The sequence below is a fragment of the Stieleria neptunia genome (assembly GCF_007754155.1).
Lineage (GTDB): Bacteria > Planctomycetota > Planctomycetia > Pirellulales > Pirellulaceae > Stieleria > Stieleria neptunia.
This window is the reverse complement of sequence record NZ_CP037423.1, coordinates 1,319,030-1,333,932: the sequence shown is the minus strand read 5'-3', so window position 1 is coordinate 1,333,932 and position 14,903 is coordinate 1,319,030. Positions and strand designations below refer to the sequence as shown.

Annotated in this window: 9 protein-coding genes; 7 read left to right on the top strand and 2 right to left on the bottom strand. The window is 59.9% G+C overall.

The genetic code is table 11. The features are described 5' to 3' along the window. The first annotated feature begins 258 nt into the window (after positions 1 to 258). On the top strand, positions 259 to 1,839 hold the full coding sequence (locus Enr13x_RS04680; protein WP_145384942.1) for an alpha-L-fucosidase: 1,581 nt from the start codon (positions 259 to 261) through the stop codon (positions 1,837 to 1,839). 515 nt (positions 1,840 to 2,354) lie between these two features. Further along, complete coding sequence (gene sigZ / locus Enr13x_RS04675; protein WP_145384941.1) at positions 2,355 to 2,939, top strand: RNA polymerase sigma factor SigZ; 585 nt, start codon at positions 2,355 to 2,357, stop codon at positions 2,937 to 2,939. Positions 2,940 to 3,529: 590 nt separating this feature from the next. Here sigZ and Enr13x_RS04670 read toward each other — a convergent pair. Further along, entirely contained in the window at positions 3,530 to 5,836 is a 2,307-nt protein-coding gene (locus Enr13x_RS04670) for a protein kinase domain-containing protein (RefSeq protein ID WP_145384940.1), read from the bottom strand. Positions 5,837 to 5,928: 92 nt separating this feature from the next. Then, complete coding sequence (locus Enr13x_RS04665; protein WP_315857010.1) at positions 5,929 to 6,579, bottom strand: ECF-type sigma factor; 651 nt, start codon at positions 6,577 to 6,579, stop codon at positions 5,929 to 5,931. Positions 6,580 to 6,844: 265 nt separating this feature from the next. Between Enr13x_RS04665 and Enr13x_RS04660 the strand changes: the two genes are divergently transcribed. From Enr13x_RS04660 to Enr13x_RS04640, 5 genes are all read left to right on the top strand, one after another. Next, positions 6,845 to 7,273 carry a PDZ domain-containing protein gene (locus Enr13x_RS04660; protein WP_197455784.1) on the top strand — a complete coding sequence of 143 codons (429 nt, stop codon included), beginning with the start codon at positions 6,845 to 6,847 and terminating at the stop codon, positions 7,271 to 7,273. 55 nt (positions 7,274 to 7,328) lie between these two features. Beyond that, positions 7,329 to 10,526, top strand: coding sequence for an outer membrane protein assembly factor BamB family protein (locus Enr13x_RS04655; RefSeq protein ID WP_145384938.1), 3,198 nt, complete (start codon positions 7,329 to 7,331; stop codon positions 10,524 to 10,526). Between the two features lie 791 nt (positions 10,527 to 11,317). Then, a complete protein-coding gene (locus tag Enr13x_RS04650; RefSeq protein WP_145384937.1) occupies positions 11,318 to 12,550 on the top strand; it encodes a DUF1559 domain-containing protein in 1,233 nt (410 codons plus the stop codon). Between the two features lie 99 nt (positions 12,551 to 12,649). Continuing rightward, positions 12,650 to 12,835 (top strand): hypothetical protein, encoded by a 186-nt coding sequence (locus tag Enr13x_RS04645; protein ID WP_145384936.1) that lies wholly within the window; start codon positions 12,650 to 12,652, stop codon positions 12,833 to 12,835. 639 nt (positions 12,836 to 13,474) lie between these two features. Beyond that, positions 13,475 to 14,839, top strand: a complete 1,365-nt coding sequence (locus Enr13x_RS04640; RefSeq protein ID WP_145384935.1) for a sulfatase family protein — start codon at positions 13,475 to 13,477, stop codon at positions 14,837 to 14,839. Positions 14,840 to 14,903: the final 64 nt, after the last annotated feature.

Genomic DNA, 14,903 nt, shown 5'->3' with positions numbered 1-14,903 from the left:
CCGCGACTCAGTTGGCGTGCAATGAGATTTTGCGTCTCCGGAATGGTGTTTTGCGACACCGTGAGTGCGAATGAAGGGACTTTGGCCGCCGTAGAGTCTTGCCGCGGCCTGCTGCTGACACCCGGAGCCCCCGGTCCCAGACTTCTTGGCGGGCGACGACGTGTTTTGCCGCGGCCGTCTTCGCGGCTTGTGTATAACCAATACCGAAGGCGATGATCGAATCCGTGCCGGAGTCATATCAGTGAGTGGTTTGCAGCGATGAGTCAAACATCAAGAACAATTCTTTTCGTCGTGCTGGCATCGGTCTGTTTCCAGACGAAGGTCATGATGGCGGCCGAGCCGCGCTATGACGGCACCTGGGAATCACTTCAAACGATGCCGGTTCCGGCGTGGTTTGATGATGGCAAGATCGGCATCTTCATCCACTGGGGACCGTACAGTGCGATCGGTTACCGCAAGGGCAACCGGGGATACGCCGAGCATGTGCCGAAGTTACTCTATGAAGACTCGGCGCATTATTACCCCTACATGAAACAGCGCTGGGGCGCGACGCCGCCGGAGTTCGGCTACAAGGACATCCTCCCCGAGTTCAAAGCCGAGAAGTGGGATCCGGACGCGTGGGCGGAGTTATTTGACGACGTCGGTGCCCGCTATGTCGTGCTGACGGCGGAACATCACGACGGCTGGGCCAATTGGGATTCCGATCTGACACCGTGGAACGCCGTCCGCATGGGGCCGAAACGGGACCTGGTCGGTGAGCTTGGCCAGGCGGTTCGCAAGCGCGGCCTCAAGTACGCGCCGTCGTACCATCGCGAGCGGCATACCGGTTTCTTTGCCAAAGACAAATACGTCGTTCACAGCGAGCCGCGCGACGATATCGCCGAAGAGATTCGTCGCGTCCCCGAGGCGGCGTCGCTATACGGGCCGTTCCACTACGACAAGGCGTTCGTCGACGACTACGTCGCCAGATGGAAGGAGATTCAAGAGAAGTATCACCCGGATTTTCTGTGGGTCGACGACTTTCCGATCTACACCCGCGACGGCAATCAGGTCCGCAACGGAAAGATGAAGTCCGAGATCAAGTACTTCGACGATCAAGTCCGCCTCATGATCACCGACTTCATGAACGACGCTGCGGCCCGCGGCCAGGAAGTGTACTGCAACAACAAAGGCGCTAACCGCAACTGGCCCGACGGCGTCGGCTGTTTGGAGAAGGACAACCTGAAGCTCAAGGTGATCGGCCCGAAGTGGCAGAGCTGCACGACGTTCGGCACGTCCTTCGGTTATCTCAAAGGCGATCGATACAAAACGGTTGAAGGTGTCATCCATGAAATGGTCGAAGTGGTCAGCCGCAACGGCAACTTCCTGATCAACATCGGACCGAAAGCGGACGGCACGCTGGTTGCCCAGCAGGTCGAGCGGCTTCGCGCGATGGGAGACTGGTTGAAGATCAACGGCGACGCCATCTATGGCACGCGTTATTGGAAAGTGAACGCTCAAGAAAATGAACGCCTCGCTTTTACGACCAAGGGGAACACGCTGTACGCCATCAAACTGGCAAGACCCTCGGCCCCCTTCACGATCGAAGCCACCGCCGGCTGGCAGGCGTCGGACGTGAACTCCGTCCGGTTGATCGGCAGCAAGTCCGCGGTCGATTGGTCCATCGGAACCGAGGGACTCCGCATCACACCGCCGAGTGAGGTTGGCACCAGCCAGTACGCCTGGGCGTTCGAAATCGTCACCAACGCACCGCAGCACCAGCCCGCCGCCATCGTTTCCGATCCCGAACAGGCCTTGAAGCGCACCCGCAAGGTCGATCTTGACGGAAGCGGCAAGTGAACGTGTTCAGCCCTTCGATCTGCCTAGAATTTCGCTCGGATCCAGAGTGTGATGATGCGAGAGGCAGACCCACGGATTGTTCTACCGATGCTGATCCGTAGGTTTTACCTATTTCCCAAATCGGGCCCAAAAAGAGGGGCAAAACGATGGGGGCAAAACAATCCCAGACTGCCATTGTTTTGCCCCCATCGTTTTGCCATTTGCGTGTCTTCCGTTTCATCAGCTCTCCCCGGCCCGGCACGATCCCGCGTCTCCATTTATCGGCGACCCAGCAATGCGTCTTTTTCCGGGATGGCCCGTCCATGTGGTGTAAGGGCAAACGGTTGCCCGAATTCACCGTCCATGTGAGGAGAAAAAATGTCCGACCAAACGTCAAAATGTTCCTTTGAATGCTCAAACGGCATGAGCGGGTGCTGCAATTGCGGGTGTTGTTGCGGGTGCTGCTGTGATTGCCGAAAATGTGACTGCGGGGACGGGCCCCCACCACAAACCGGAAACCCTGGTTGCTGCCAACGATGAACCCCAGTCCGCCATCGGTGACGACTGAACAGATCTGGCGTGAGCTGAGTGAACGGCTCCGCCATTTCGTTCAGTCTCGAATTCCTGGTGCGGGGGATGTCGACGACATTTTGCAAAACGTGTTTCTGCGAATCCATCAGAAATTCGACGCGTTACGGGACACGGAACGGATGGAATCCTGGGTGTTTCAAATCACGCGCAACGCGATCACCGACCACTATCGCGGCAAGCGAAACTTGACTCAAGAATCCGATTCGCTCTTGGAAGTGACGGAACCGAGCAGCGAAGGAAACGTGAACCAGGAAGTCGCCGCCTGCATCGCGGCGCTGATCGATCACTTGCCGGAAGTCAGCAAGCGAGCGGTTTCGATGTACGAACTGGAAGGGTTCTCCCAGGCCGAGATCGCCAGACGCGAATCGATCTCTCTTTCGGGTGCCAAGTCGCGGATTCAGCGGGGGCGAAAGAAGCTTGAAGAAATCCTTCACGCGTGTTGTCAGTTTCAGCTGGACACGCGCCGCAACGTTTTGGAGTGCGAGGCCAGGAGTAACGAAAAAACAGCCGATTGCGATCGCTGCGACTGACGGCATCAAGCTGGCCCGTCAATGGGCTTCCTGCTGGACCTCCGGTCACGCTCGGGAATAATTTCCGCAGCCGATCCGCTGCACGTTTCCTCCAAAACAGTCCGAAGTTCAGGGCAAACTGCGACGAAGCTTTTTCGCAAACTCCGAGCGGTCGATGCAACCGATGCGCCCTCAGTTGTCAGTCTTTGTTGCTCGACTGGACAACGAACGATGGGCAAGACGATGGGGGCAAAACGATCACGGCCTAAAATTGTTTTGCCCCCATTGTTTTGCCTTTGCTCCGAGGATGGGGTAACAATCGTGCAATGGGACCAATAGGACACATAGGACTTATAGGTCGCATCTGTCCTATTGGTCCTATCGATCGCGGGACCCTTCGCCGCTTCGGTTGGACCAACCGCCGCATGTTGGGCAATTCCCTTGCGCGCGGCGGTGGCGGACACCGCTGCGCACTTTGCACGATCAATTTGGGGTCTTCCGCCGAATCTGTGGGTAGATCCTAGACGAACTCGTCTTTCGCACGAGATGCGGACCGTTCGTTCGTTGGCCTTAGTCTGGACGATGCTTTCAGGATGGACACCTGCGTGAACCTATTGTGGGGACTTGGCGGGCAGCTGGACTTCGACGCGGCGAAATTGGACCCGAGTGCTGCTGGCGGAATGCTGTAGTGCAATTCGACCACGGGCGAACAGGTGCTGCGCATCAACATGGGTGGCAATCCTCTGTCCCGATAGCCGGGTCTCGATGCGGTTGCCGATCACGATGAACTCCAACGTGACCCAGGTGTCGGGCGCGATCGCCAGACTGGAGGGTTCCAGGATGCTCCAGCCACGGTCGTGCCGACTGACCGCGATGGCACCGGTTTGCCAGCCGGCCGCCAACACGGTGCCGGCCTGCAACTGTGCTTCGTAGCCCGGCAATCCGTTTTTGGTGGGGCGCTGAAACGGCGATCGGGCAATGATTCCCGCGTCGCCCCCGGCGTTGATTCGGACTTCGCAGCGCAGATGAAAGTCGGTGAAATCATCGCGGGTCGAGAACAGGTAGCCGGGATTTCCGGAAGCGGTCAGCAGACCGTTCTCGACGTGCCAGCTGCCGAGTTCGTCAGGATGCGGCTCCCATCCCGACAGGTCTGCGCCGTTGAACAGAGGAATCCAATCGTCCGTCAACAGCTGGTCGCCACCTGCCAATAGCGAACGATCCTCCACACCGGCGTCGGTCGCAGGCGGCGCGGTCGTCTCTTGTTCGACATAGGACACCAGGAACTTCACACGATCGCCGGCCCGCAGCCGCAGATTCTGCGGTGGCGAAGTCAAGTTGACCTGATGTGATCGGTGCAGCCAGTCAAGGCGGATCAGGGCCACGTCGTAGATCCGCAGCGTTGAATCGGGGTGGTGCACGCGCAGTTCATAGCTGCCCGCCGGCAAGTCGACTTCGCCGTACCCGATCTGTGTGTCGACGAGTTGCCCGTCGGCGTAGAATTCGACCGTGGTCTCTCCGGAACGATTCAGGCAGTCGACACTGGCCTGTCCCTGCCACATCAAACGGAGGACCGGCATCAGATAGACGGTTGCGGCAAGGACCAGCATGCCTGCGGTTGCGACGGCCAACTTGGTGACGGGTCCCGATCGACGCGGAGCGGACGTTTTCTTGAACGGCTGCAACCGCTTGTCGACCGGGGCCATGGCCACCACGTTTCCGGAGGCTTGCAGTTCGACCAGGCAGCGTGCCAGCAGGTCGCCGACTTCCCGCGCCGAGGCGAATCGATTCTCCGGTTGCTTTTCATGAAGTCGCCCGACGATTTGGCACAACCAGTCGGGGATGTCCGGAATGATTTCCTGCATCGGTCGCGGGACGTCTTCGGTCACCCGTTTCAGAATCGCGAGCGCGCTGGCGGCGCGAAACGGTGGGCGTCCGGTCAGCATCTGGTATAGGACGCTGCCCAGGCTAAACAGGTCTGCCCGCTGGTCCAATTTTAGACCGAGCGCTTGTTCCGGGGCCATGTAGGAAGGTGTGCCGGCAATCGTACCGCTCTGCGTCAAACTGGCATCGTTGGCGGTACGGGCCAGCCCGAAATCGGTGATTTTTACGTGGTCATCGACACCGGTTTCCAGCAGGATGTTGGCCGGTTTCACGTCACGATGAATCAGCTGGCCGGCATGGGCCGCGGCGAGTCCGTCGGCGATCTGCTTGCCCAGCCGCAGCACGTCACCGACCGGCAGCGGGCCGTGATGGTCCAGCCGATGCTGCAACGTTTCGCCGGGGATGTACTCCATGACCAAGTGCGGCAGCGGGCTCTCTTCGACGGCATGAATACTGACGACATTCTCGTGCCGAATCGCTGCCGCCGCCCGTGCCTCGCGAAGAAAGCGTTTCCGCGCCGGCGACATCACCGCGAGTTCGGGATTGAGCACCTTGATCGCCACCACGCGCTGCAGTTTCGTGTCAAATGCCTTCAGCACCGTCCCAAAGGCTCCTTGCCCGACGACCTCCAGAATCTCGTATTGGCCCAGTCGACCGAGGGAATCGGCGCGGGACGTGGGTTGAAGCCAGTTGGGTGGACACGCCGCGAAAAACTCCGTGGCGTCAGACCCGGCATCGGCAGCGGTGGGGCATTCGTCGGTGGTCGCATCCTGATTCGCGGGGCGCGGCATCGGACGTGCGTTACCCAAACCGGTTGCGCCGGCCTGGGCAGTCGGCTGGGAGTTCGCTTGGGCAGCGGCCAGCTGTTCCGGAACCGGTGCGTCGAGAAACTCACCGGTTCGTTCGTGAGCGTCCAGCAGCGTTTCGACGCGGCGCATCAATTCCAGATCCTCGCCACACGCGGATCGGAGATAGGACTGCCGGGCGACCGCGTCGGAAAGCTCCAGCGCGGAAAGAAAAAGTTCGCGTTCATTCATCGGCCAGCCCTTCAGTGACAGTAGGATCGGGGACGTTCTGAATTCAATGCGTCGCGGTGACGGGATGCACGCCAAACTTTTTTTGTTTTTTCCTACCTCTCCTCCGGATCGGACAATTCCGTCCGCAACCATGCTCGTCCGTAGGCCCAGAGTCTGTCTGCCGAACGAGGTGAAAGACTGAGTACCGAGGCGGCCTCGGCGATCGAGAGACCTGCGAAGTAACGCAACTGAACGAGTTCCACCGCGGCGGGATCGATGGATTTCAGGCGATCGAGGGCCAGGTCCAACGCGACCAAATCCTCGCGAATTTCCGGCGCGGCCAACTCTACATTATCCGCTTCCAGTCGCCGAAAGTCACCACCGTGTTTGACTCTTTTTTTGCGTCGGGCGTTGTCAACCAGGATGCGTCGCATGGCGGTCGCGGCGGCCGCAAAGAAATGCCCCCGGCTGTCCCAGTTGCGGTCACCGTTGCCGTCGACCAGCCGCAGGTACGCCTCGTGGACCAACGCCGTGGCCTGGATCGTCTGGCCCGGATGTTCCAGCGACATCTTCAACGCGGCCAGCTTGCGGAGTTCGTCATAGACCAGCGGCAGCAGCTGGTCGGCGGCCGCGCCGTCCCCATCGCGAATCTTCGATAGCAGCTTTGTCACTTCGGTCATCAGATCGGGCTTTGCCAGGGGGCCGTCGCATTCAATCCAGCCGAGCAGGTCTGGGCCAACGGTCTGATTGCAATTGTCACGCATCGGCTGGCCGGCGGAAACCGGACGGCTCGCGCCGTTCCGCTAACACGCTGAGACGATGGTTAGCGGCAGGGCGCGAGCCCTCCGGTCTTTGGAGGTGTTTTTGCGCAGCAACCGGACGGCTCGAAATGGGATCGTGACAGTTGCGATTCCATCTGGCCAATCGTGATCGGGAGCGATCTGCGTCCCATCAGACATGCAAAACCAACACCGAGCAAACAGGCAGCTGCCGATTCTGCTCATTTCCAGCAAACAAGGAGAGAGGTCAATGTTAGGGCGTCGATTCGCGATCAGCGCGTTCTCTGTGTTCGTGTTCGCAGCGTTTGTCGCCGGTGTTTCGGAGAGGCTTCAAGCACAGCCGGCGGTGGAAGCGAATGATTTTGGTGGCTTTGTCGAACCGAAGCATCCCCATCACCATCACTTCGGTGGCTGGTACTTGGGCGTCTACGGGAACTTCACGCCAGGTGGGTTGTACTTGACCCAGGTTTATCCCGGGACCGCCGCCTGGAACGTTGGACTGGAAGTCGGAGACCGAATCTTGGCGGTCAATGGCCGCCGTATCAGCATGCACTACCCGCTGAACGTGGCCTTGCAGTCGACGCACAGCGGCTGGGTGCAATTGTGGGTCCGAGACTGGAGGACCTCTCGATTGCTCAGCGTCAACGTGCGATTGACTCGCAGTCGGGTTCACTTTTAGGGCGTGGCAACGTCAACATGGGTGCGGCACAGTCTTGTTGGGGGCATTGCCTTCGATGATACTCAATGGCAAGCAGCACGGCCTTGAGAATCGAAACAACGAAGCCCTGGAACTGGACGCAGCCACCATGCGAATGAAAATCGATCGATCACTCATCGGACTGATCGCCGCAGTGCTCTCCATCATCGGTCTGTTGCCGGCAAGGCTGGATGCGGAAGAGGGTTTCGTCGAACAATTCAAATTCAGTGGCGGGATCGTCGTCGCGATTGATTTTGAGGACGGAGAGTCCATCGCGGATCTGGCGACCGAGGGACCGTTCGTCATTCATGCGTTGATGCGAGATGCGGACCGCGTCGCGGCGGCGCGGCAGACGATTCAGCGGGCGGGGCTTTACGGAAAGGTTTCCTGTGAACGCTACAACGGGCGCGACCTGCCCTACGTCGACGGTTTGGTGAATCTGGTGCTGTCCAAGGCTTCGTCCGAGGTGCCGGAGGAGGAGTTGATGCGGGTGCTCGTTCCCGGCGGTCGTTTGGTAGTGGAAGCGGCGGATGGCTGGAAGAAGCGGGCCAAGCCGATTCCCGACGGTCTGGACCAGTGGAATCAGTTCCTGCACGGCGCGGACAACAACGGCGTTTCGCTGGATGACGTCGGCCCGCCCCAGCGACTCCGCTGGCACGACACGCCGGAATACGGACGTTCCAAGTCGCTGTCGCCCTCGTTGACCAACATGGTCTCTGCCGATGGCGTGTTGCTGACCATCGAGGATCGGGCGACGACCGAAGACATCAACGCGCCGGTCGATTACCAACTGGTCGCCCGCGACGGATTCAACGGCATCGAATTGTGGAAACGACCGATGGAGCAATGGAGCCGGTGGCAGACCGGCAGCATCAAATCGATTCCGACCCAGCAGCAGCGCTGCCTGGCGGCGGTCGGCAAAACGGTCTACGTCTGTTCCGGTTTCGGCGATCCCGTCACGGCGTTGGCGATCCGCACCGGTGCTCAGAGAAGGGTTTATCGGCACACGAAGGGGGCTGCGGAGTTCGTCATCGACGGCAAGACACTTTATGTGATCAAGGGAACGCCGTACAAGCTTCCCGGAGCGGAGGCGGCCGATGGTCGTGCGGAGCTTTGTGCCGTTGATTTAAAGGACGGCGCCGTGCGGTGGAGTCGGGCGATGGCGGACGAGTACACCGGTGGCACCTTCGCGGTGAAAGGTGCCCGCGTGGTCTATCACAGCACCGGCGGAGTGAGCTGTCTGGACACGACCAGCGGGGAGGTGCTGTGGACGGAGCCGATTCCGATCAAGACCGCGCCACCGGTGACCAAGGCTGCGGGGCGGGCGCTCCGGCGCGGCAAGAAACCCCGCGATTCGGCCCTGTTTTCCGCCAACATCCATCCCACGTTGGTGCTGACCGATGAGTTGGTGTTTTGCGCCATTGGTGAAACCATGACCGCGAAGCGGCTTGTCGATGGCAAGACGCTCTGGTCGGCACCGGCCGGTACGAACTACATGAAGAGCACCGAGATCTTCGTCGCCGACGGATTGGTGTGGAGCCGCGACCTGAAAGGGCGCGATCCCAATACCGGCGACGTCGTTCGCACGTTGGCCCAGGAGATGACCGGCCCGATGTCGCATGACCGCTGCTACCGCAATCGCATCACGCATCGGTTCTACCTCAACAGCGCCTCGGGCGGCAGCGACTTTGTGAAGCTCGATGGGACGGCCGAGACGCCGAATCCCTGGGCGCGTTCGACTTGCGGGCTGGCCGTGATGCCCGCCAACGGCATGCTCTACAACGGGCCCTATGTCTGTCAGTGCGCGATCGGAACCATGGCCACCGGCGTGAACGGTTTCTACAACGGATCGGGTAATTCCGCCCGCCGCTTCACCGTCACGATCGAGCCGCGTTTGGTGAAGGGGCCTGCGTTTGGAACGGGCCAGGGCGCCGCGGCTTCGGCGGACGACTGGCCGACGTACCGCTACGCCAACACACGCAGCGGGATCGCGCCGGGGCGGACTCCGGAACAGTTGTCCGCCAAATGGAACGTCGATATCGGGTCGCATCCGACTGCGCCGGTCGTCGCCGGTGACAGTGTGTATGTCGCCGATCGGGACGGCTACACGCTTTATTCACTGGATCGCGAGAACGGTGACATCCGTTGGACGTTCATCGCCGACGGGCGCATCGACAGCCCACCGACGTATTCCAACGGTTTGATCTTGGTCGGCAGCCGCGGCGGATCGGTCTCTTGCCTGCGAGCCTCCGACGGCCAGTTGGTGTGGACGTTCAACGGGATGCCCCAGCGACGATTGATCTGCGACGCGGGGCGATTGGAATCGGCCTGGCCGGTGCACGGCAGCATCATGATGTTTGATGGCACCGCTTACTTTGCCGCCGGACGCAGCACCTTCCTGGATGGCGGCATCGCGGTGTTCGGTCTCGATCCGGTCACCGGCGCGTTGAAGCACGGCAAAATCATGCAGGGACCGTATCAAGACGACACACGCAGCTTTCCCGTCCAGGCGCGAGGCCAGTTTCAGTTAGAAGGCTGCAAAGCCGACATCTTTTCTTGTGCGGCCAACAAGCTGTTCATGCGGAACCAGGCGTTCAATCCCGATCTGGAACCCGTCGTGACCGAAAGGGTGAAGACGCTGCACCTGATGGCGTCTCCCGGCTTTCTGAACGAATCGCCCCAGCACCGCACCTACTGGACCGTGGATCGGGATCTCCGCTACGGCGGCGCGACGGGCAAGTTCAGCTCTGGTCCGGCGGGCGATGTGATCGCCTTCGACGGCAAGCTGTTCTATGAAATCCGTGGTTACGCGCCCGGACGCAATCTGCCCGGTCGTGGGCGGGGGCTCGATCCGTTGGAACTCTACAGCGTCTATTCGGGACGCTATGGCGGGATGGACGAAAAGGAAGACAAGTCGGCGATCCCCGCGATGGGCACGTGGCAGCAGCGCTGGACGACTGCGACGCCTTTTGCCGGGCACGCGATTGTCGCCGCCGACAACACGGTGATGGCCGCCGGGGTTCCCCTGCTCAAAGGCTACTCGGTGGACGACACCAATGCTTCATACGCCGGTGAGAAAGGCGGCATCGCCTGGTTGCTGGACGCCGACGACGGTCGCCCGTTGCAGGAGTTGCGTTTCGAAGCCGCGCCGGTCTGGGACGGCATCGCGATCGCCCACCACAGCTACTTCGTTTGTTTGAAGGATGGATCAGTCGTCTGCCTTTCCGCCGAGTAATGCTCGGTCAGCTTTGATAGGCACGTGCATCAGCGGACCGTTGTACGACGTCCTTTCCAGGTCGTCGGGGCGAGCCCTCCGGACGACGGTCCGGAAGGGCCATCGTACTCGCGGATCGTCGTACGACGCCCTTTCCAGGTCGTCGGGGCGAGTCCAGCGGACGACGGTCCGGAAGGGCCGTCGTACTTGTGGATCGTTGTACAACGTCCTTTCCAGGTCGTCGTCGGGAGTCCAACGGACGACGGCCCGGAAGCGCCGTCGTACTTGTGGATCGTTGTACGACGTCCTTTCCAGGTCGTCGTCGGGAGTCCAACGGACGACGGCCCGGAAGGGCCGTCGTACTTGAAAAATCGGTCGTCCTAAGCTGGACGGCTCGAGGCGAAACACCAACGGTTGCTGAATCCCTGTTTGCCCTCTCTCACGTCGAGCGGCATTGAGTCATGCGCGGCGTAAAGACGCCGCCGAAGGCTGAGCAATTCGCACGCCGATGCGAATCAAGGTAGAACGATACGAAGCGATACAATCGAAGGGGCGTTTGATACACCGTGCAGACGTTGATGGATCAGATGCCGGCCGCAAGGCGACGCAAATCGCTCGGGTGGCGTCGCAAAAATCGTTGTTTGCCGAATCGGGACGGCTATATTGAATGCTGGCGCTCCGTCGCCGCTGCGAGGTGATCGAGAGATCAAGCTGCATGAATGCCACGACGTGTGATTGCAGCCACCTTGGTATCCGGTGATGGCGGCGTGCGATCTTTTTCGTTTGCACTCTTTATCACGTTGGCTAGTCGAATGAAGTACTCACAGCGCAATCGAGGTTTCACATTAGTGGAACTTCTTGTGGTCATCGCAATCATCGGCATTCTTGTCGGATTGCTCCTACCGGCTGTTCAAGCCGCCCGCGAAGCAGCTCGGCGGATGAGTTGCAGCAACAATTTCAAGCAGCTCGGAGTTGCGCTTCACAACTATCACTCGGCGTTCAAACAAATTCCGAGACATGGAGGGGGGACTTTGCCGTGGACTGGTGCGTTTGCGCCGGGACCTTGGTTTCGTCCGTCGGACTTCGGCAATCGATTTCGTTTGAGCTCCCTGGTTGCGATGACTCCGTTTATCGAGCAACAGGCTCTGTGGGATCAAATCTCGAACCCTAACCAGGCCCGAACCGACGGTGGGCTCCAGAGTCCGCCATGGCCGGCGATGGGACCGACGCCTGACCGGATTCAGTACATCCCATGGGTCAACGAAATTCCCACCTACCGTTGTCCGAGTGATCCCGGAGTCGGATTGCCCGCTTTGGGACGGACCAACTACGCGTCGAATCTCGGCGACTCGATCTGGCTGCTTCACGTCGCTCCGTACAACAACAATCGGACGAACATCACGACGGGGCGAGCACGCCACGCCCAAGCCGCGCATCGCGGTTTTTTCAAGCCGCACCAAGATGCCAAGTTCCGCGATGTGCTCGACGGCTTGTCGAACACGATTGCGATGGGCGAGATCATCACTGACCTGCAGGACGGCGACATTCGCGGCAATGGCGTCGCGAACAACGGTGGAAATTCAGGCCCGTTCGGCTTCGCGGCATCGCGGAACAACCCCGCGCTCTGTCAGGACAATGGCTACATTGATCCGGAGCGGCCTCGATTCTGGCTGCCTGAGTGGCAACAGCGCAACCGGCGTAACTTCGCACGAGGTTACCGCTGGGCAAGTAGCTACCCGATCATGACCGGCATCACCACCATCCTGCCTCCGAACCGGGAAGCGTGTGGTCGGTACAATGCGTTGGGGACGACGTTGGTTGCCCCACCGTCGAGTCGGCATCAAGGTGGTGCACACGTCTTGATGGGCGACGGAGCAGTCATCTTTATGACCGATTCCGTTGAGGCGGGCAACTCACGCGCCCCGATGGTCTGGCTCAACGGCACCGGTGCCGCTTCCCCAGGTTCGCAAAGCCCCTATGGATTGTGGGGTGCTCTGGGAACTCGGGCCAACAGTGAGACCATTGAAGAGCAGTTGAACCAGTAGTTCGACGAATCTTGCTATTGCCCTATTGCCGCCCAGCTGCTCTGCGCTCTGGGCGGCTCTTCCCTTTTAAGTTACCTGTAAACCCAAGAAAAGAACTCGATGAAGTCTATTTACCTTTCGCTGATGGTTTTATGTGCCATTACTTTCGCCGGCTGCGCGAAGCAAGAAGAGAACGCACTTGCGACCGATGGTGCCACCGCAGACGACTACGCCAAATACGAAGAAGAACTGGCGGCCGTCTCAGGTGGCGAAAGCTATGAAGACGCGATCGATTCCGACGAATAGGTCGAATCGCTGATCGCCTTGGCAACACACGCGAAATCCAAACGTGGCCGCTGTTGAGACCGATCAGACTCCGTAAACGTGCACCCGGTCACCTCTTGCTCCCAATCAGGGTCATTCGCGACCTTGGAGCGGGGTCCGGTGCACGTGGTTTGGAACCTCGCTCTGAGATTCGACGCGTGCCGATTGAGGCTCCCCGAAGCCGGCTCTACATCTGTATCGCCATGTGTCGGGATTCGTGCTGCATGACCGTGCAACCTGCATGACCGTGCAACGACGGTTCAACTCGTTCCAAGGCTCCGCATTGGAACGCAAGGCCGCGGTGGCTCCTGCCACGCGCCGATGGCAGCTAGCAGGCGGGAGCCTCCATGGCAGTGTGTTCCCAGGCGGGAGCCCGGGAACAAGGAAAGGGTTTGCGTTGTTGCCTGGGGTCGCCCATCAAGAGTGGAGTGAACGCCGCGAATCACCGATCGACCTCCCCTCGCTTCGCTCGACCCTCCTGCCAGGAGGGTGACTTCAAAAACTGCACGACCCTCTCCTTGTCTCCTTGTCTCCTTGTCTCCTTGTCTCCTTGTCTCCTTGTCTCCTTGTCTCCTTGTCTCCCCGCCTCCCCTTCCGCCGTTCGGATGGAATCAACCAACGATGCGAACGCCGCTCCCACTCTGCGCCCTCCTCTTCCTGACTCCGCTAGCCATCTCAAACGCGGCTGAACCGGCGCAGCCGAACATCGTGGTCTTCCTGGCCGACGACATGGGCTGGGGTGATTCGGCCACCTACGGTCATGAGCTGATCCAAACGCCCAACGTCGACAAGCTGGCGTCGCAGGGTGTGAAATTCACTCAGTGTTATTCGGCCTGCGGGGTCTGCTCGCCGTCGCGATCGGCGATCCTGACCGGGCGAACGCCGTATCGCAACGGCGTCTATCGACACTTGTCGGGCAATCACGAAGCCCACTTGCGGGCCAGCGAAACCACCTATCCAAAGCTGTTGAAATCGATCGGCTATGAAACCTGCCACGTCGGCAAATGGCATCTCAATTCAAGGCCACAGTTCAATACGTCAAAGTATCCACAACCCGGCGATCATGGCTACGACTACTGGATGGCGACGCACAACAATGCCGAGCCGAGCCACAAGAATCCGAACAACTTCGTCCGCAACGGAACGCCCGTCGGCGAACTGAAGGGATTTTCGGCGCCTTTGGTTGCCGCCGAAGCGGCGCGCTGGTTGAGTGACATTCGCGATGATTCGAAGCCGTTCGCGCTTTCCATTTGGGTCCATGAGCCGCATTCACCAATCGCGACCGACCCGCAGTTCTCGGCTCTGTATGACGGTCACGAGAACAGCACCTACATGGGCAACATCACGCAACTCGATCACGCACTCGGTCAGGTGATGCGGGCGTTGGACGAAGAGGGCGTCAGCGACAACACGTTGTTGTTCTTCACGTCGGACAACGGTCCGGTCGCGAAGTTTGGCGGCACGACCGGTGGTTTGCGCGGCGGCAAGCGCAGCGATCATGAAGGCGGCATCCGTGTACCCGGTGTGGCACGCTGGCCGGACCACATCAAGCCGGGGACGGTCAGCGATGTCCCCGTTATCGGCACGGATATTTTTGCCACGGTGCTGGACATCACCGGCATCCCGCTTCCGACGGATCGCACCATCGATGGCGTCAGTATGTTACCCGCATTTGCAGGTAAACCTGTCGAGCGGAAGATCCCGCTGTTCTGGCGAACCCACGTTTCGCCGCCGGGTGACCGCGTGGCGATGCGGATCGGGGATTGGAAGATCGTCGGCGATGAAACATTGTCCGAATTTCAACTGTATGAAATCCAAAAAGACTGGAAAGAAGAGAACGACCTGTCGGTCAAGCTGCCGGAAAAAACGGAGCAGATGAAACGCACGCTCTTCCAGCTCTGGGCGGACATCGAATCCGAAGGCCCCGATCAATGGTGGAAGGACGAGCGTCAGCCACCTGTGCGAGGCGGGAAGCTAAACTATTGACTTCGCTGGCCATCGATGCGTTCGCTCGGCCCGTTGTGCCCAGGTCGCAAAATCTTACGGCCGT

Excerpts from the sequence above, each read along its gene's own strand:
- Enr13x_RS04650 (WP_145384937.1), top strand. The coding sequence starts at position 11,318 with ATGAAGTACTCACAGCGCAATCGAGGTTTCACATTAGTGGAACTTCTT.
- Enr13x_RS04665 (WP_315857010.1), bottom strand. The coding sequence starts at position 6,579 with ATGCGTGACAATTGCAATCAGACCGTTGGCCCAGACCTGCTCGGCTGG.
- Enr13x_RS04655 (WP_145384938.1), top strand. The coding sequence starts at position 7,329 with ATGATACTCAATGGCAAGCAGCACGGCCTTGAGAATCGAAACAACGAA.
- Enr13x_RS04645 (WP_145384936.1), top strand. The coding sequence starts at position 12,650 with ATGAAGTCTATTTACCTTTCGCTGATGGTTTTATGTGCCATTACTTTC.
- sigZ (WP_145384941.1), top strand. The coding sequence starts at position 2,355 with ATGAACCCCAGTCCGCCATCGGTGACGACTGAACAGATCTGGCGTGAG.
- Enr13x_RS04670 (WP_145384940.1), bottom strand. The coding sequence starts at position 5,836 with ATGAATGAACGCGAACTTTTTCTTTCCGCGCTGGAGCTTTCCGACGCG.
- Enr13x_RS04660 (WP_197455784.1), top strand. The coding sequence starts at position 6,845 with ATGTTAGGGCGTCGATTCGCGATCAGCGCGTTCTCTGTGTTCGTGTTC.
- Enr13x_RS04640 (WP_145384935.1), top strand. The coding sequence starts at position 13,475 with ATGCGAACGCCGCTCCCACTCTGCGCCCTCCTCTTCCTGACTCCGCTA.
- Enr13x_RS04680 (WP_145384942.1), top strand. The coding sequence starts at position 259 with ATGAGTCAAACATCAAGAACAATTCTTTTCGTCGTGCTGGCATCGGTC.